This window comes from Devosia sp., from assembly GCF_028290435.1.
Lineage (GTDB): Bacteria > Pseudomonadota > Alphaproteobacteria > Rhizobiales > Devosiaceae > Devosia.
The window spans coordinates 12835-29535 of the sequence record NZ_JAQGJV010000078.1 but is presented as its reverse complement, the minus strand read 5'-3'; the positions used below and the strand labels follow the sequence as shown (position 1 = coordinate 29535).

The window sequence follows — 16701 nt, the reverse complement described above, 5'->3', positions numbered from 1 at the left end:
CTCACCCATTGCGGCGACTGTGCTTGACGATCTCGATGCTGTGCGTGCGGATTTTCTTGCGCAAGGTATTACGGTTCAGCCCCAGCAAATCGGCCGCCTTGATCTGATTGCCGCCACATGCATTGAGCGCCATGGCGATAAGCGGCGCTTCCACGCGGTCGATCACCCGCTGATAGAGCCCCGCCGGCGGCAGGTTCGGCTCATATTCGCGTAGCAACTGCCCGACATGGGTCTCGACCGCCATCGATACGTCCATCGGCCCCGCAGCTCCGGCCGCCTGCGGCCTGTCACTGATATTGAGCTCGTTCTGCACGATCTCAGCCGAGATGCTTTCATCGGCGTAGAGCGCCGATAGCCGTCGCACCAGATTTTCCAGCTCGCGCACATTGCCCGGCCAGGAATAGTTCTGCATCAGCCGGATGGCTTCGGGCGCGATCGACTTGATCGGTTCACCCTCGCGCTGCGAGGTCTTGAGGAAGTGCGCTGCCAGGTCACCGATGTCGTCGATGCGCTCGCGCAACGGCGGCAGGCGGATCGGCACCACGTTGAGACGGTAATACAGATCCTCGCGGAACAGCCCTTGCCGGATCATCTGGCTGAGATCGCGGTGGGTGGCGGCGACGATGCGCACATTGGTCTTGATCGAGGAGCGGCCCCCGACCATCGTATATTCGCCTTCCTGCAATACGCGCAGCAGGCGGGTCTGGGCATCCATCGGCATGTCGCCGATTTCGTCGAGGAACAGCGTGCCGCCTTCGGCCTGCTCGAACCGGCCCGACGAGCGGGTATTCGCGCCGGTAAAGGCGCCCTTCTCGTGCCCGAATAGTTCAGCCTCGATCAAGTCGCGCGGAATGGCGGCCATATTGATCGCCACAAACGGTCCATTGCGGCGCTTGCCGAAATCATGCAGTGCCCGCGCCACCAGTTCCTTGCCGGTGCCGCTCTCGCCGGTGATCATCACCGTCAGGTCGGTCTGCATCAGCCGCGCCAGCGCCCGGTAGATGTCCTGCATGGCGGTCGAGCGGCCGACCAGCGGCATGGTCTCGCCGGGCTCCTCGGCCTTGCGCTCCGCGCGCGTCGGCTTCTTGGCGTCCGCCAGCGCCCGCGCCACCACAGACAACACCTCGGTGATGTCGAACGGCTTGGGCAAATATTCGTAGGCTCCAACCTCATTGGCCCGGATGGCCGTCATGAAGGTGTTCTGCGCGCTCATCACGATCATCGGCAGGTCGGGCCGCAGCTTCTTGATCTTGGGCATGACCTCGAAGGCATTGCCATCGGGCATCGCCACATCGGTGATCAGCACGTCGCCTTCGCCCCGGCTGACCCAGTTCCACATCGTGGAAATATTGCCGGTCGGGCGCACTTCGTATCCGGCTCGCGTCAGCGCCTGGTTGAGCACCATGCGGATCGCGGCATCATCGTCGGCAAGCAGCACAACATGGCTCATTTGACGCCAACCTCTTCGAACGGCGATGTACTGAAAGCCCCGCTGGCCACCGGCAGCAGGATACGGAACCGCGTGCGGCCGGGGCGGCTATCGCAATCGATCACCCCACCATGGTCGCCGACAATTTTAGCCACCAGCGCCAGCCCCAGCCCGGAGCCGTTCTGCTTGGTGGTCACGAACGGATCGAACAGGAATGGCAGGATATCCGGGGGCACGCCCGGGCCATTGTCTTCGATGACGATTTCCAGCGGCAGCGAGATACGCTCGGAGACGCCCATCACGCTGATGCGAATGCCCGGCCGGAAAGCGGTGAAGAATTTTATTTCAGGTTTTTGAGTTCGTTCAAGGGCTTCCGAGGCGTTCTTCACTAAGTTCAGGAAGATTTGGATGAGCTGATCACGATTGCCGAACACGGGCGGCAGCGACGGATCGTATTCCTCGGAGAAGGCAATGCCCTGCCCGACCCCGTTGCGGGCCAGCAGCTTCACCCGGTCCAGCACTACGTGAATGTTGATCGGTTCGCGCTCCAGCGGCCGCTCGTCGCCGAACACTTCTACCCGGTCGATCAGCCCGACAATACGGTCGGTCTCCTCGCGGATCAGCCGCGCCAAGGGCACCTCATCGCTGGCGACGCTCTGTTCCAGCAGCTGCGCCGCGCCACGAATGCCCGAGAGCGGGTTCTTGATCTCATGGGCCAGCATCGAGGCCAGGCCCGTCACCGAGCGCGCCGCGCCGCGAGAGACCATCTGCCGGTCTATCTTATCGGCCATGGTGCGCTCCTGGATCAGCAGCGCCACTCTCCCGTCAGTGTCCGAGATCGGGCTGGCGAAGACGTCGGCAATGCGCTCATCGCCAAAGCGCGACGAGCCCACTCGCACCCGGTATTCGGTCATTGGCGCCCGACGCAGCATGACGGTTTCCACGAGGCTGATGATCGGCGAGCCGAACGCGATCAGGTCGTCCAGCCGCTGCCGCGCCAGCACGCTCATCGAGGCGCCAAAGAAGGCCTCGGCAGCATAGTTCACGAAGACGATCTGGTGCTGCTCGCCGCAGACGATGATCGGCTGCGGCAGCGCCTGCAATACGGCGGTCGACGTTTCCGCCCCCAAAGCCTCGATCATGCCGCCGCCTTCCAGTCGCCAGAAAAAATGTCGCCAATCATCGCCAGCACCGCTTTCGGGTCGTCATTGTTCAACAGAGCATTGCGCACCGGCTTTTCCAGCGCCAGCCCCGCCGCCTCGGCATACCAATCGAGATGCTTACGCGCCGCGCGCCCACCGACCTGCACGCCATATTCGATCAGCATCTGCTCGTAATGCTCGCGGATCAGCGCCACCAGTTCGTCGCCCTCGGGTGCCGCCATCGGCGCTTCGCCACGCAGTTGAGCCCCGATCTGTCCAACCAACCAGGGCTGTCCCTGCGCGCCACGGCCCAGCATGACCGCCGCCGCGCCCGACTCGGCCAGCGCCGAACGGGCGCTCTCCAGATCGACGATGTCGCCATTGACCACGACCGGCACGTCTACCGCATCGACCACCGCCCGCACCGGCGCCCAACGGGCAGAGCCCTTGTAGAATTGCTGCCGCGTGCGCCCATGCACGGTAATCATGCGCGCGCCTGCATTGACCGCACGCCGCGCCATGTCCGGAGCGTTGAGGCTGTCATCATCCCAGCCCAGCCGCATCTTGACCGTGACCGGCAACGGCGTTGCCGCAACCACTGCATCGACCAGCGTCATGGCGATGTCCGGCACCCGCATCAGCGCCGAGCCGGCATAGCCGTTGGTTACGCGCTTGGAAGGACAGCCGAAATTGATGTCGATGACGTCGGCGCCGGCTTCGTAGGCAATCTTGGCGCCCAGGGCCATCCATTCGGGCTCGCAGCCGGCCAGTTGCACCACGTGCGGCAGGTTTCCGACCTTGCCAAGCTTACGGACCATATCGCCATTGCCGGTGGTCAACGCCGCGCTGGCAATCATCTCGGACACGACCAGACCGGCGCCGTACCGTTCGGCGATGTCGCGGAACGGGCGGTCGGTAATACCAGCCATGGGTGCGAGGAACGCGTTATTCCGGGCAGACTGGTTGCCGATGCTCAACTCGCAGGCATTTTCAGACAAGGACTGCACCAGAAACGGTCATTTTCGGATTGTTGCCTGCACAATAGTCAAAATGACGCCGCACGCAACCACTTATCGCCCGTTCAATCCAATTTGAGCGGTCGCCCTTGCCGCTTGCTGGGGCCAGCGTTAGACCACGCAGATACGACAGTTTCTTGTTCGAGTGCCACCCCTCATGCGTGCTAAATCCATCGCTGTCATCATCGTCGCCGCCGGACGGGGCGAGCGCGTCAATGTCGATGGAGCCTCCGAACCCAAGCAATACCGGCTTTTGGCCGGCGTGCCTGTGCTGAGCCGGACTATTCAGTCCTTCCTCAACTATCCTCACGTCACCCATATTTTGCCTGTCATCCACCCTGATCACAGTGAGCGCTATGCAGCCCTGAGCCTGACCGATCCCCGGCTGATGCCGCCTGTCGTCGGCGGCGCCGCGCGGCAGGCCTCGGTGCTGGCCGGCCTCAAGGCGCTGGCGCCGTTGCGACCCGATCTGGTGCTGATCCAGGATGGTGCGCGGCCGTTCGCCGCGCCGGACCTGATCGGCGACGTGATCGCGGTGCTGGAAACCCATGACGGCGCCCTGCCCGCGCTGTCGGTCACCGATACTATCAAGCGCTCGCTGGACGGCCAAGTCATTGTAAATACAGAAGATCGCAGCCAGCTCTATGCCGCCCAGACGCCGCAAGGATTCCGCTTCGGGCAGATTTTTTCCGCCCATATGCGCGCCGCGAGCAATCCGCGCCAGTTCACCGACGACGCCGAAATCGCCGAGTGGGCCGGGCTGCGCGTCGCCATGGTCATGGGCGCCAGAGACAATATCAAGATCACCCATCCCGAGGATTTCGAGCGGGGTGAGCGCATCATTCTAGGAGACCAGCCCATGGAGACCCGCATCGGCACGGGCTATGACGTGCATCCGTTCGAGCCCGGCGATGCCGTGTGGCTGGGCGGTGTGCGCATTGCGCATACGGCAAAGCTGCAGGGACACTCCGATGCGGACGTGGCGTTGCATGCACTGACCGATGCCATTCTGGGCGCCATCGGCGAGGGTGATATCGGCACTCATTTCCCACCCAGCGACATGCAGTGGAAGGGTGCAGCATCCACGGTTTTTCTCAAGCATGCTGGATTTCTTGTTGGCAAAGCCGGTGGAAGGATCGTCAATCTCGACGTGACAATAGTTGCCGAGCGGCCCAGGATCGCCGAACATGTTCCGGCGATGCGCGCCGTCATCGGCGAGGCGTTGGGAATCGAAGCTTCAAGGATCGCCATCAAGGCGACAACAAGCGAGAAGCTCGGCTTTGTCGGGCGGGAGGAAGGGATCGTGGCGATGGCAAGTGCGAGTATAGAATTGCCGAGGTATTCTTGATGGCGGCGGCAAAGCCAACGGTCGATCCGGCCCAGCAGATCATCACCTTGCTCACCGCAGCGGGCAAAACCATCGTCACCGCCGAAAGCTGCACCGGGGGCATGATCGGCGCCGCGCTGACCGACATCCCCGGCTCGTCAGCGGCGTTCTTTGGCGGCTATATCACCTATGCCAATAGCGCCAAGTCACGCATGATCCATGTGCAGGCGCGGCTGATCCGCGATTATGGCGCCGTCAGCAACCAGGTCGCCCGGGCCATGGCCGATGGCGCTCGCAATACGGCGCATGCCGACTACGCCGTGGCGGTCACCGGCATCGCCGGCCCCGATGGCGGCAGCGAGAAGAAGCCGGTCGGCCTGGTCTATGTGGCGGTATCGTCGGAACTGGCAACGCTGGTCATCGAACACCGCTTTAGTGATCTCGGCCGTGCCGAAATCCGCAAGCGCAGCGTCGCCGCCGCGCTTGATGTGGTGATCCAGGTGCTGACTGGCACGCAGGCGGCCGAGCGCTAGGCGCCGACGAGCACGAACACGTTGCCGTCAGGAGCTTCCATCACGGCGACGTGGCCAGATTCGGTGGCAAACGGCTCGCGTATCCAGGTGATGCCGGGATTGCCGCGCATTTTGGCGAAGCTTTCGCGCACGTCATCGACTGCCAGCTCGATTTCGGTGAAATCGACATCGGGATTGTCGCTGAGCACCAGTTCGGAACTGGCGGCATCGGGGAATTTCAGCCCGGTCAGCGTCCACACCTGACCGCTCGGCAGCGGCCGCTCGATCGTCCAGGCCTGCTTGAGACCCAGCGAAATATAGAACGCCGCCGACTCAGCGACGTTCTTGGTTGCGATACAGACGCACTCGATTTTCTTGATCATTTCCTGCCCCCTGTGTCGAACAAAGAGTGAACGACGCCGTCCCTTTTACGGCAATCGGCCCCATAAACAAGGCCCGATCAGGAGCAACTGGCGTCAAGATGGGGCGCCAGCCATTCGAGGGCCGGCACGATAGCTTGTTGCCAGGTGTCCCAATAATGGTGGCCGGGCCCGATGCGCAGGCTGACATCGGCCTTGGTGGTGACCAGCAGGTTGTGAAACACGGCATTGGCCTCGATCAGGTCGGGATAATCCCGATCGCCGATGGTGAGATAGAACGCTGGTTTTTCCTTCAGCGCCCTGACGCTCGGAGCGCGCTTGAACACATTGGCAGCATTGAACCGGGCCGCATCGAACGGCGCGCCGAAGACGTTCTTGTAAAGGTCCGGAATCCATTGCTGACGCGGATCGTTCGGTTGCATGGGCCGATGCAGCGCGCCCGAAAAGCTCATGGCGGCGACATAGGTCTGCGGGTGATTGATGGCCTGGAGCAAGGCGCCTGCCCCGCCCATGGACAATCCGCCAACAGCCCTGCCCTGACGACACGCGGCCGTCGGCAGGCTCGTGTCGATTGCTGCCACCAGATCGGTCGCGAAGGCGGTGTCGATCAGGCCCAGCCCGCCGGGATCGGGATTGTCGACATACCAGCTGTCACCGGCGCTCGGCGCCACCACCACCATGGGCGGGATGCGTCCATCGGCAATCGCCTGATCCAGGATCGGCCCGAGATTGCCCCAGGTGAACCAATCCCCACCGGCGCCGCCCAGACCATGCAGCAGATAAACCACGGGCCAGCGTTCGCCCTCGGGCGGAAACGGAAATGGCTTATAGAGGGCGTAGGGTATTGGCCGCCCGAGAACAGGGCTTGGGGCCTCAAGATTATACTCGACGATACCGGCGGCATTTGCCGGAACGGCACAGGTCAGCAGTGCCGCCGAAACGGCGGCCATAAACAGAATGCGCATTTGGATTCCCCCCACGTTGAGAAAGCCTTCTCAACCTGACGACGATGCGCGGCCCCTTGAGCGCTCGCAAGAGACCATGGGTGGGAAATACTTGGGAAAATGTGGCGTGGGACGAGTTTAGTCGCCGTAACGCCGGTCGGCCTCGTCGACAAAGGCCCGGATGATCTCGGCTTGCTTGGCGGCGAAGGCCGGCTCGGCCACGGCGGCGATCAAGACGTTGGAAATCTTGAAGTCGACCTCGAAGCGCACGCGGGTGCCCATGCCCTCCGGCTCGAAGCTCCAGACGCTATCGAGATAGGCGAAGGGGCCATCGAGGGCCTGGGCTTTGATGGTATGCGCCGCCGGGTCGAGCACCACGCGGCTGGTATAGGCCTGGGTGATCGGCCCGAAAAACAGCGTCATGGTGGCCAGCTTGGTATCGTCGGCACTGCCAGGGCGCACCGTCATGGCTTTGCAGTTCGGCACGAAGCGCGGATAATCCTCAAGATCGGCGACGATCTCGTACATTTTCTGCGGCAGGTGCCGCACGTGGTGCTCGAAAAAACGCTTCATCAGTGACCAAGCTTTGCGAGGCGTGCGGCCTTGAGGGCGGCGAAGTCCTCGCCTGCGTGGTGGGACGAGCGAGTCAGCGGGCTCGACGACACCAGCGAGAAGCCCTTGGCGGTCGCCACGGTGGCGAAGGATTTGAACTCGTCGGGGGTGACGAAGCGGATCAGCGGATGATGCTTCTTGGTCGGCTGCAGGTACTGGCCGATGGTGAGGAAATCCACATCGGCAGAGCGCAGGTCGTCCATGAGCTGGAGCACTTCGTTGCGCTCTTCGCCAAGGCCAACCATGATCCCCGACTTGGTGAACATGGTGGGGTCGAGTTCCTTGACCTTCTGCAGCAGCCGGATCGAGTGGAAGTAACGGGCGCCGGGGCGAACCTTGAGATATTTCGACGGCACGGTTTCGAGATTGTGGTTGAACACATCGGGCTTTGCGGCGACGACGATCTCGAGAGCACCCTCCTTACGCAGGAAGTCCGGCGTCAGGATTTCGATGGTGGTGCGCGGATTGCGGGCGCGGATGGCCAGGATCACGTCGGCAAAGTGACGGGCGCCGCCATCGGCCAGGTCGTCGCGGTCCACCGAGGTGATGACAACGTGCTGGAGGCCGAGCTTCTCGACGGCCTTGGCGACATTTTCGGGCTCGTTCGGATCGAGCGGCCCGGGCATGCCGGTGCGCACGTTGCAGAACGCGCAGGCGCGGGTGCAGATCTCGCCCATGATCATCATGGTGGCGTGCTTCTTGCTCCAGCACTCCCCGATATTGGGGCAGCCGGCCTCTTCGCACACGGTCACCAGCCCGTGCTCGCGCACGATGGCCTGGGTTTCCTTGTAAATCGGCGAACCGGGCGCCTTGACGCGAATCCAGTCCGGCTTGCGCAGGGTGACGGTATCCGGGCGATTGGCCTTTTCAGGATGCCGCGGCCGGTCGATGGAATTGTCGATGAGCGTAACCAATTTATGGTCCTAACTGGCAGTCAATGCCGACTATATCGCTCCCAGGGCGTGCCGGTTCAACCCGGCCTATAGTTTATCGCGCGATGACGCGCGCTATGACGATGACGACAACCGCGCCGATGGTCGCAGTGATGACCTGGCTCAGAAGGACGTTCTCGATTGGCAGCGTAATTTTTGCTGCGGTCAGCACATAGCCGCCGACAAACGAGCCGATGACGCCGACGATCAGATTGCGCAGCAATCCGCCGCCGCCGAGGACGAAGCCAGCCAGCGTGCCGGCGACGAGGCCGATAGCGAGGAAAATCCAGATTTCTTGTGTCATGCCATCACCTCGGCGATTTCGACCCATTCACCGTTCCGGCTAGCCGACAGGATGGTCGCCTGCACCAGTGCCAGGGAATGCAAATTATCCTGCCCGGAACTGAACCGCGCCGGCATCGAGCCGCTTTCGATCACCTTGGCGACGGCCGCCAGCGTGCCGGTACGGTCGGCATATTCGACGGGCTGTAGCGCCACTTCCACCGGCTGGGCATCGCGCGCGCGGGTCGTCAGCCGGTCCGGTCCGTTCTTACCCATGAAATGGTCGCGCGAGGTCCACCAGATTTCGCCTTCTGAGCAATCCATGGTCCATTCGCCGGCCCATGGCGTGACCGGCCCGCTGCTCATCCACGAGCCGCGATAGGACACGATAGTGCCCTTCTCGAACTCGACGGTCGCCACGCCGATGGGATGATGCCCGAAGGGGCTCGCCGCCGGGTTCCAGGTGCGGCAGGAGACGCGCTTGGGATTGTCGTTGAGCACCATGCGCATCAGGTCGAAATGGTGGATCGACATATCGGCCAGCAGCGGATCGGGCATGTCCCAATAGCGATAGCCCTGGCTGGGGGCATGGCGGCGGAATTCGATCGAGACCAGATTGACCGGGCCGAATTTTTGCGCGCCGATGAGTTCAGCCGCCGCAATCGGCGCGGGCTGGAAGCGGTAATTCTGGCTGACCATCAGGATGCGGTTATGCGCCTCGGCCAGTGCCACCAGTTCCTTAGCCTGGGCGATGGTGGAGGCGAAGGGCTTTTCCACCAGCACGTTGAAGCCTAGCTCCAGCGCCTGCTTGACCACCGGATAATGCGCCTCTGTGCGCAAGGTCGCGATCACGAGGTCGGCTTCGGTGCCCTTGGCGGCTTCCTCGAGGCTGAGGAAACAGCGCTTCTCGTCGATGCCCAGCTCGGTCTGCACGCGTTTGACCGCGTCGGGATTGGCATCCACATAGCCCACCATGTGAATAGCAGGAACTTTGGGGATAACTTCCTTGGTCCAGCTGAAACCCCAGTGTCCGAGGCCGACTTGAATGGCTTTGACCATGTGGATAACTCCTTGAAAACCTGTGCAATGCCTGCGGAAAGCGGCAGCTAGATGTTCAGCGCGCGTCCGTAGGCATCGAGCACACTTTCCTTGAGAGTCTCGCTCAAAGTGGGATGCGGGAATATGGTGTGGATCAGTTCTTCCTCGGTGGTCTCGAGGTTCATGGCCACGACAAAACCCTGGATCAACTCGGTGACTTCGGCGCCAACCATGTGCGCGCCGAGCAGCTCACCGGTCTTGGCATCGAAGATGGTTTTGACCAGCCCATCGGGCTCGCCCAGTGCGATGGCCTTGCCATTGCCCACGAACGGGAAGCGGCCGACCTTGATCTCGCGACCGGCTTCCTTGGCCTTGGCCTCGGTCAGGCCGACGCTGGCGATCTGCGGCTCGCAATAGGTGCAGCCGGGAACCTTGGTCTTGTCGAGGCCATGCACCTTGAGGCCGGCAATGGTCTCGACGGTGACGACGGCTTCATGCTCGGCCTTGTGCGCCAGCATGGGTGGGCCGGCGACGTCGCCGATGGCCCAGATGCCCGCAACATTGGTGCGGCCATAGCCGTCGATGACGATGGCGCCGCGCTCGGTCTTGACGCCGACCGTCTCCAGCCCCAGCCCTTCGATATTGCACATCACGCCGATGGCCGAGATCAGCTTGTCGCCGGAAATTTCCTGCTTTTCGCCGGACTTCAGCTCGACATGGGCGATTACGCCATCCTTGGTCTTTTCGACCTTGGACACTTTGGCATCGGTCAAAATCTTGATGCCGCGCTTTTCCAGCCGCTTGCGGGCGAGCGCGGAGATTTCAGCGTCTTCCACCGGCAGAATCTGCGGCAGCAGCTCGATGATCGTCACCTCGGCGCCCATCGAGCGGTAGAACGAGGCGAATTCGACGCCGATGGCGCCCGAGCCCATGACCACCAGCGATTTCGGCATGGTGGCGGGCTTCATTGCCTCGAAATAGGTCCAGGTCTTGTCGCCATCGGGCTCGATGCCGGGCAGCACGCGCGGACGCGCGCCGGTGGCGATGATGATGTTCTTGGCGGTGTAGGTGCCCTCGCCCAGCGGGTTTTTTGGCACCGGGCCCTGTGGCTGCACGATGGCCTTTTTGGTTGGGCTGACCTTGACCTCGCCCGGCTTGGTGATGACGGCCTCGCCCCAGATGATGTCGACCTTGTTCTTCTTCATCAGGAACTGCACGCCATTGTTCATCTGCGCCGCGATGCCGCGCGAGCGCTTGACGATGGCGTCGAGATCAAAGCCGTAATCGCCGGCGGTGAGGCCATAGTCCTTGGCGTGGCTCATGTGGCCATAGACCTCGGCCGTGCGCAGCAGCGCCTTGGTCGGAATGCAGCCCCAGTTGGAGCAGATGCCGGCCATGTGCTCGCGCTCGATAATGCCCACCTTCATACCCAATTGGGCACCACGGATAGCCGCAACATAGCCGCCGGGGCCGGCGCCGATGACGAGAAGATCGTATTGGTCAGCCATAATTTATTCCTTCACCATCAACAGCCAGTCCGTTCCATGCTGCGGCGTGCCGGGAAACGGCAGCATGGGGCGGCTCGCCGTTACCGCGAAACCGCGGCTTTCATACAATCGCCGAGCGCCTTCATTGGCATCCTCGACGATCAGTGCTTGTCCATTCGCCTGTGTCGCCCGGGCCTGCGCATCGGCATGGTCGAGCAACACCGATCCGACACCCTTGCCGCGCCAGGTCTTGTGCACGCCGACCATGGAAATGAACCAGCGGCCATTGGCCTCCGCCTCCAATTCCTCGATCGGCCGCATCGGCGCCCAGACAGTGTCCGGTACCGCCTCGCGTTCATCCGCCTTGCGATAGCCGAGCAGCATGCCGGCAATTTCGCCATTGGCCTCGGCCATGGTGGCGCTGCGCCAGTTGAACTCGGTGTCTTCACGCATCATGTCAAGCCGCCCGACTTCGAGCGGATCATAGGTTCCGGCCGCCCGCTTGTCCTGCGCCCAGCCAGGCCCGATGCTGCCATGCACGGCGATATTGACCAAGAGGGCAATCTCCGCGGCATCAGACTTGCGCGCCGGCCGAAGGGCGAACTGTGCAGTCAATGCACATTCTCCCGCGCCATCAGCACCCAAGTCACTGGCAGACCCAGCGAATAGAGCCCGTCACGCTCCGCAAGAACTGAAAATCCCTCGCCCTCGAAGAACGGCACAAAATCGGTCCGTACCCGTCCGAAGACAACACTCAATCCTGTGGCTCCCGCAGCGTCAGCCAACCCTTCGGCGAACTCAAGCAGTTGACGTTCGACGCCTTGATTTTTCCAATCGCGATCAGCGCCAAGACAGCGAATGAGCCAGCTGCCGCTGGCGATGACCTCAAGCTGATAGATGCCCCCAAAGGGATTTTCGTTCGAAGGGTCATCGGAAGCCACCTGCACTGTGTGACCAACGATCATTCCGACGAGCTTGTCGCCTGCCTCGGCTACCGCCATCTTCACGGGACGCTTGTTCCACGCCATGTCAGGCAGCCCCGGCATCATCGCGTCAAATGCAAGCCAGCTCGCACGGCTGAAGTCGTCGCGAACGGCCTCACGAATGATGAATTGATCGCTCAAAGCCCGAGCGCCTGCTTGACCACCGGCACCAGGCCCTGCCCGATTGCGCGAGTGTTGGCGGCGTCCAGATGCACGCCGTCCAGCGGGTCGGGCCTGGCGACGGTCGCGGCGTCGAAGAAGCCGGTGCCCAGTTCAGCGGCCCGGCGGGCATAGTGATAGGCGAACTCGGCGGATTCTTTGGCAGCATGTGGCAGGCCGCCAAAATGGCCGAGCATATCGGCGTTTTCACTATCGACCACCAGCGGTGGCGAGACGATGACGATACCCGGTACCTGCTCGCCCAACATGTGGAAATGGCCGCGGGTGAGCTGTACCAGGCGGCGCATGCCGTAGGAGGCCATCAGCGCCGTGCCGAAAATGGCCGGTTTCAGGTCATTGGTTCCCAGCATGATGACGACGAGGTCCAGCGGGGCGTGGCTGGCGAGCAAAGTCGGCAGGATGCGTGCGCCATTGCGGTCGGCATCTGCGGTGAAATCGTCGGACGAGGTGGTGCGGCCGCCCAGCCCTTCGGCGATGACGCGGACCTGGCCGCCGAGGCCGGCTTCGAGCGCGCCCGGCCAGCGGTCTTCATAGGCGTGGCGCGCGCCGCCGGGGGCAGGATTGGCGCCATAGGTGATGCTGTCGCCGTAGCAGAGAATGGTTTTCATTGCAGTCCCAATGCCTGTTTCACCACCGGTATCAGTCCCATGCCGATCGCCCGAGTGTTCGCCGCGTCCAGATGGACGCCGTCGATGGGCGAGGCTACGGCGACCGAGGCGGCATTGAAGTAACCGGCGCCAACTTCCTTGGCCGCAGCAGCGTAGTAGTGGTCGAACAGCTGATCGTCCGTCGTGCGGGGCGACACGCTGGCCGGCGCGACATTGCGCGGCGACGGCACTGTTAGCGGCGGCGCGACGAAAATGATCCTGGGCGCCAAACCATTCAGATAGGGAAAGGTCCGGACGATTTCGGCCAGCCGTTTCATGCCATTAGCCGCGGCGAAAGCGGAGCCGACAATGAAAGTCTTGATGTCGTTGGTGCCCAGCATGATGACGACAAGGTCGAGCGGCTGATGGGTGTCGAGCACTGTCGGCAGCAGGCGCACGCCGTTGCGGTCCGAGGCGGCAGTGAAATCGTCCGACGCCGTCGTGCGACCATTCAATCCCTCAGGGATGACGCGCGCCTGCCCGCCCAGCCCAGCCTCCAGCACGCTTGGCCAGCGGTCGGCATAGGGATGGCGCACGCCGCCGCCTTCCGGGGCATGGCCCCAGGTCAGGCTATCGCCATAGGCCAGAATGGTTTTCATCCGCCCTGCCCCTTAGGCCAGCATCATCACGGGATTTTCAATCAGTCCCTTGAACACGCCGAGCACTTCGGCGCCGAGCGCGCCATCGACCGAGCGGTGGTCGCAGGAGAGCGTGACGGTCATGAAGTTGGCGATTTTCACCTGCCCGGCTTCGGCATAGACGCGCTCTTCGCCGACGCCGACGGCGAGGATCGTGCCATGCGGCGGGTTGATGACGGCCGAAAAGCTCTTGATGCCGAACATGCCGAGATTGGACACGGACGAGGCGCCGCCCTGGTATTCGTGGGGCGCGAGCTTCTTGTTGCGGGCGCGGGTGGCGAGGTCCTTGACCTCTTCGGAGATCTGGCGGAGCGACTTGGTATCGCAGGACTTCACCACGGGGGTGAAGAGGCCACCGGGCACCGCCACGGCGACGGCCACGTCGGAGCGCTTGTGGTAGAGGATGCTGTCGCCGGCCCAGGTGGCATTGGCGGTGGGAACGCGCTGCAAGGCGACGGCCCAGGCCTTCATGACGAAGTCATTGACCGATAGCTTGAATTCCGGCTTGCCGTCCTTGCCCTTGGGGGCGGTGGCATTGATCTGCTCGCGAGCGGCGAGCAGCGCGTCGATCTTGCAATCAAGCGTCAGGTAAAAATGCGGAACGGTCTGCTTGGACTCGGTGAGGCGCGCAGCCACGACCTTGCGCATGCCATCGTTGGGCACCAGCTCGTAGCTGCCCTCGGGATAGAGCGCGAGGACTTGGGCCTTGGTCATGCCGGTCGGTGCAGCACCGCCAGCGGCGGATGCGGACGCAGCAGTCGCGGCCTTGAGCGGTGTCTTGCCGGATTTGGCGGCTTCGACGTCGGACTTGACCACGCGGCCATGCGGGCCGGAGCCCGAGATGGCCGAAACATCGATGCCGGCCTCCTTGGCGAGGCGGCGGGCGAGTGGCGAGGCAAAGACCTTACCATTGGCGCTGGCCGGCGCTGGGGCAGCAGCGGGCTTTGCAGCCGGAGCCGGGGTGGCCGTGGTATCGGCCTTGGCGGTGGGCGCGGTCTGAGTGGCCGCATCGGCACGCGTGATGGTGCCAGCGTCCGCCTTGGTTTCCGGCTTCTGTGCCGGGGCCGCCTTAGGCGCGCCAATGGCGTCGGCGCTTTCGCCTTCCTGCAGCAGCACGGCAATCACGGCATTGACCTTGACGTTATCGGTGCCTTCGGCGACCAAGATTTTGCCGATCGTGCCTTCATCGACGGCTTCGACTTCCATCGTCGCCTTGTCGGTCTCGATTTCGGCAATCACGTCGCCGGAGGAGACGCTGTCGCCCTCCTTGACGTGCCACTTGGCAAGCTTGCCCTCTTCCATCGTGGGAGAGAGCGCCGGCATGGTGATTTCGATCGGCATCAGAACTCTCCCTTACGAACGGTAGGTCACGGCGTTGACCGCCGCGATCACTTCATCGACGTTCGGCAGCGCCAGCTTTTCGAGGTTGGCGGCGTAGGGCATCGGGACGTCCTTGCCGGTGACGCGCAGGATCGGCGCGTCGAGATAGTCGAACGCCGCTTCCATGACGCGGGCCGAGATATCGGCGCCGATGCCGCCCTGCGGCCAGCCTTCTTCGACCGTCACCAGGCGGCCGGTCTTCTTGACCGAGGCGATGACGGTGTCGATGTCCAGCGGGCGCAGCGTGCGCAGGTCGATCAGTTCGACATCGAGCCCGGCCGCAACCAGCTTTTCGGTGGCCTGGGTCGCGTAGCGCATGCCCATCGAGAACGAGACGATGGTCACGTCCTTGCCCGAGCGGGCGATGCGCGCCTTGCCGATAGGCAGCACGAAATCATCGACCTTGGGGACGAGACCCGTCGAGCCGTAGAGAATTTCGTTTTCGAGGAACACGACCGGGTTGGGCGAACGGATCGCCGCCTTCAGCAGGCCCTTGGCATCGGCGGCGCTATAGGGCGCGATGACGGTGAGGCCGGGAACATGGGAGTACCACGCCGAATAATCCTGGCTGTGCTGCGCGCCGACGCGGGAGGCGACGCCATTGGGGCCGCGGAACACGATGGGCGCCTTGACCTGGCCGCCCGACATATAGAGCTGCTTGGCGGCGGAGTTGATGATCTGGTCGATGGCCTGCATGGCAAAGTTCCAGGTCATGAATTCCACGATGGGACGCAGGCCGGCAAAAGCCGCGCCGACGGCGAGACCGGCGAAGCCGTGCTCGGTGATCGGCGTATCGATGACGCGCTCGGGCCCGAATTCCTGCAGCAGGTTCTGGGTGATCTTGTAGGCGCCCTGATATTCGGCGACTTCCTCGCCGATGATGAAGACGTCCTTGTCGCGGCGCAGCTCTTCGGCCATGGCCTCGTTGAGCGCCTGGCGGACGGTCATTTCGACCATTTCCACGCCGGCCGGCAGATCGGGATCACCCTGGGCCTCAAACTTGGGAGCAGCAGGCGCCGCCGCAACCGTTGGCGCGGGAGCCGGCGCCTCTGCCTCGACCATACTGGGAGCGGCTTCTGCGACCGGCGCGGCGGCGGGAGCGGGAGCAGCCTCAGCCGTTTCGCCTTCGGCTAGGATCAGGGCGATGGGCGTATTGACCTTCACATTGTCGGTGCCCTCGGCGATCAGCAGCGCCTTGACCACGCCTTCATCGACGGACTCGACTTCCATCGTTGCCTTGTCGGTTTCAATCTCGGCCAGCACGTCGCCGGACTTGACGGTATCACCGACCTTGACCAGCCATTTGCTCAGCTTGCCTTCTTCCATGGTGGGCGACAGCGCGGGCATCAGAATATTGGGCATTTAGCTCTCCTGCCGCGCGAGCTGGGGCATTGCTGCCGCCCGGGACGCGGGAAACGGGACTATGTTGGCAAATTGCGCCGGAATGACGCGTGGATCATTGATGAGGGCCGGCCCCTCGGCGACTGTGGCAGCAGCTGGCACCGAGCGGGAGCCAAGGCCACCGAGCACCACGCCGATGACCACCAGCACGACGAACACGATGACCGAACGCTGGTAGATCGCCAGATGCGGCTTGGCCTCGGGGCCAGACTTGGCCGCAAGGTCCTTGAATTTCCACCAGCCGAGCAGGAAGAAACCGCCCAGGCCCTGGGCCTTGGGCGACAGCCGGACAACGGACATCGCCTCACGCACGGCGACGGCCAGTGTAAGGAGAGCCAAAACTGCGACGACGCCGGCCAGGATGGTCATGA

At 63.1% G+C, this 16701-nt stretch carries 19 protein-coding genes; 2 read left to right on the top strand and 17 right to left on the bottom strand.

Features of this window, described 5'->3' with window-relative positions; translation table 11 throughout:
* Position 1: 1 nt before the first annotated feature.
* Genes ntrC through dusB form a run of 3 tightly spaced genes read right to left on the bottom strand, consistent with a single transcriptional unit; the run spans position 2 to position 3569 of the window.
* Positions 2-1450, bottom strand: coding sequence for a nitrogen regulation protein NR(I) (ntrC, locus tag JWP26_RS17475; RefSeq protein ID WP_299730691.1), 1449 nt, complete (start codon positions 1448-1450; stop codon positions 2-4).
* Positions 1447-2571 (bottom strand): ATP-binding protein, encoded by a 1125-nt coding sequence (locus JWP26_RS17470; RefSeq protein ID WP_299730688.1) that lies wholly within the window; start codon positions 2569-2571, stop codon positions 1447-1449. Before JWP26_RS17470 ends, ntrC begins: the two co-directional genes overlap by 4 nt.
* A complete protein-coding gene (dusB, locus tag JWP26_RS17465) occupies positions 2568-3569 on the bottom strand; it encodes a tRNA dihydrouridine synthase DusB (protein ID WP_299730685.1) in 1002 nt (333 codons plus the stop codon). The genes JWP26_RS17470 and dusB overlap by 4 nt, the downstream gene beginning before the upstream one ends.
* Positions 3570-3744: 175 nt before the next feature.
* On the opposite strand from dusB, the gene JWP26_RS17460 reads away from it, so the two are divergent.
* Both JWP26_RS17460 and JWP26_RS17455 read left to right on the top strand, forming a co-directional pair.
* A complete protein-coding gene (locus JWP26_RS17460; protein WP_299730682.1) occupies positions 3745-4935 on the top strand; it encodes a bifunctional 2-C-methyl-D-erythritol 4-phosphate cytidylyltransferase/2-C-methyl-D-erythritol 2,4-cyclodiphosphate synthase in 1191 nt (396 codons plus the stop codon).
* Positions 4935-5447, top strand: a complete 513-nt coding sequence (locus JWP26_RS17455) for a CinA family protein (protein WP_299730679.1) — start codon at positions 4935-4937, stop codon at positions 5445-5447. The genes JWP26_RS17460 and JWP26_RS17455 overlap by 1 nt, the downstream gene beginning before the upstream one ends.
* Here the strand turns inward: JWP26_RS17455 and JWP26_RS17450 are convergent.
* The 14 genes from JWP26_RS17450 to JWP26_RS17385 form a co-directional block, all read right to left on the bottom strand.
* Positions 5444-5809, bottom strand: a complete 366-nt coding sequence (locus tag JWP26_RS17450) for a VOC family protein (RefSeq protein WP_299730676.1) — start codon at positions 5807-5809, stop codon at positions 5444-5446. The two genes, JWP26_RS17455 and JWP26_RS17450, sit on opposite strands and share 4 nt — an antisense overlap.
* Positions 5810-5886: 77 nt before the next feature.
* The gene (locus JWP26_RS17445; protein WP_299730673.1) at positions 5887-6771 is read right to left on the bottom strand and encodes an alpha/beta hydrolase-fold protein; all 885 of its coding nucleotides are present in this window, start codon (positions 6769-6771) and stop codon (positions 5887-5889) included.
* 117 nt (positions 6772-6888) lie between these two features.
* Positions 6889-7323, bottom strand: coding sequence for an SRPBCC family protein (locus JWP26_RS17440; RefSeq protein ID WP_299730669.1), 435 nt, complete (start codon positions 7321-7323; stop codon positions 6889-6891).
* Positions 7323-8276: a lipoyl synthase gene (gene lipA, locus JWP26_RS17435; protein ID WP_299730666.1), complete on the bottom strand. Its 954-nt coding sequence runs from the start codon at positions 8274-8276 to the stop codon at positions 7323-7325. The genes JWP26_RS17440 and lipA overlap by 1 nt, the downstream gene beginning before the upstream one ends.
* Before the next feature lie 73 nt (positions 8277-8349).
* Positions 8350-8598: a GlsB/YeaQ/YmgE family stress response membrane protein gene (locus tag JWP26_RS17430; protein ID WP_299730663.1), complete on the bottom strand. Its 249-nt coding sequence runs from the start codon at positions 8596-8598 to the stop codon at positions 8350-8352.
* Entirely contained in the window at positions 8595-9635 is a 1041-nt protein-coding gene (locus JWP26_RS17425; RefSeq protein WP_299730660.1) for a Gfo/Idh/MocA family oxidoreductase, read from the bottom strand. The genes JWP26_RS17430 and JWP26_RS17425 overlap by 4 nt, the downstream gene beginning before the upstream one ends.
* Before the next feature lie 47 nt (positions 9636-9682).
* On the bottom strand, positions 9683-11122 hold the full coding sequence (gene lpdA / locus JWP26_RS17420) for a dihydrolipoyl dehydrogenase (protein ID WP_299730657.1): 1440 nt from the start codon (positions 11120-11122) through the stop codon (positions 9683-9685).
* Between the two features lie 3 nt (positions 11123-11125).
* Positions 11126-11716 (bottom strand): GNAT family N-acetyltransferase, encoded by a 591-nt coding sequence (locus JWP26_RS17415; protein WP_299730655.1) that lies wholly within the window; start codon positions 11714-11716, stop codon positions 11126-11128.
* Entirely contained in the window at positions 11713-12225 is a 513-nt protein-coding gene (locus JWP26_RS17410; protein ID WP_299730653.1) for a hypothetical protein, read from the bottom strand. Before JWP26_RS17410 ends, JWP26_RS17415 begins: the two co-directional genes overlap by 4 nt.
* Positions 12222-12872, bottom strand: a complete 651-nt coding sequence (locus tag JWP26_RS17405; RefSeq protein ID WP_299730651.1) for an SGNH/GDSL hydrolase family protein — start codon at positions 12870-12872, stop codon at positions 12222-12224. Before JWP26_RS17405 ends, JWP26_RS17410 begins: the two co-directional genes overlap by 4 nt.
* Positions 12869-13510 carry an SGNH/GDSL hydrolase family protein gene (locus JWP26_RS17400; RefSeq protein ID WP_299730649.1) on the bottom strand — a complete coding sequence of 214 codons (642 nt, stop codon included), beginning with the start codon at positions 13508-13510 and terminating at the stop codon, positions 12869-12871. The genes JWP26_RS17405 and JWP26_RS17400 overlap by 4 nt, the downstream gene beginning before the upstream one ends.
* Positions 13511-13522: 12 nt before the next feature.
* Positions 13523-14890: a pyruvate dehydrogenase complex dihydrolipoamide acetyltransferase gene (locus JWP26_RS17395; protein WP_299730647.1), complete on the bottom strand. Its 1368-nt coding sequence runs from the start codon at positions 14888-14890 to the stop codon at positions 13523-13525.
* A gap of 12 nt (positions 14891-14902) precedes the next feature.
* Entirely contained in the window at positions 14903-16291 is a 1389-nt protein-coding gene (locus JWP26_RS17390; RefSeq protein ID WP_299730644.1) for a pyruvate dehydrogenase complex E1 component subunit beta, read from the bottom strand.
* Positions 16292-16699 (bottom strand): hypothetical protein, encoded by a 408-nt coding sequence (locus JWP26_RS17385; RefSeq protein ID WP_299730641.1) that lies wholly within the window; start codon positions 16697-16699, stop codon positions 16292-16294.
* Between the last annotated feature and the right edge of the window lie 2 nt (positions 16700-16701).

Bases quoted from the DNA above. Each gene is read 5' to 3' on its own strand.
- ntrC (WP_299730691.1), bottom strand. From the start codon at position 1,450: ATGAGCCATGTTGTGCTGCTTGCCGACGATGATGCCGCGATCCGCATG.
- JWP26_RS17470 (WP_299730688.1), bottom strand. From the start codon at position 2,571: ATGATCGAGGCTTTGGGGGCGGAAACGTCGACCGCCGTATTGCAGGCG.
- JWP26_RS17460 (WP_299730682.1), top strand. From the start codon at position 3,745: ATGCGTGCTAAATCCATCGCTGTCATCATCGTCGCCGCCGGACGGGGC.
- JWP26_RS17455 (WP_299730679.1), top strand. From the start codon at position 4,935: ATGGCGGCGGCAAAGCCAACGGTCGATCCGGCCCAGCAGATCATCACC.
- JWP26_RS17450 (WP_299730676.1), bottom strand. From the start codon at position 5,809: ATGATCAAGAAAATCGAGTGCGTCTGTATCGCAACCAAGAACGTCGCT.
- JWP26_RS17445 (WP_299730673.1), bottom strand. From the start codon at position 6,771: ATGCGCATTCTGTTTATGGCCGCCGTTTCGGCGGCACTGCTGACCTGT.
- JWP26_RS17440 (WP_299730669.1), bottom strand. From the start codon at position 7,323: ATGAAGCGTTTTTTCGAGCACCACGTGCGGCACCTGCCGCAGAAAATG.
- JWP26_RS17430 (WP_299730663.1), bottom strand. From the start codon at position 8,598: ATGACACAAGAAATCTGGATTTTCCTCGCTATCGGCCTCGTCGCCGGC.
- JWP26_RS17425 (WP_299730660.1), bottom strand. From the start codon at position 9,635: ATGGTCAAAGCCATTCAAGTCGGCCTCGGACACTGGGGTTTCAGCTGG.
- lpdA (WP_299730657.1), bottom strand. From the start codon at position 11,122: ATGGCTGACCAATACGATCTTCTCGTCATCGGCGCCGGCCCCGGCGGC.
- JWP26_RS17405 (WP_299730651.1), bottom strand. From the start codon at position 12,872: ATGAAAACCATTCTCTGCTACGGCGACAGCATCACCTATGGCGCCAAT.
- JWP26_RS17400 (WP_299730649.1), bottom strand. From the start codon at position 13,510: ATGAAAACCATTCTGGCCTATGGCGATAGCCTGACCTGGGGCCATGCC.
- JWP26_RS17395 (WP_299730647.1), bottom strand. From the start codon at position 14,890: ATGCCGATCGAAATCACCATGCCGGCGCTCTCTCCCACGATGGAAGAG.
- JWP26_RS17390 (WP_299730644.1), bottom strand. From the start codon at position 16,291: ATGCCCAATATTCTGATGCCCGCGCTGTCGCCCACCATGGAAGAAGGC.
- JWP26_RS17385 (WP_299730641.1), bottom strand. From the start codon at position 16,699: ATGACCATCCTGGCCGGCGTCGTCGCAGTTTTGGCTCTCCTTACACTG.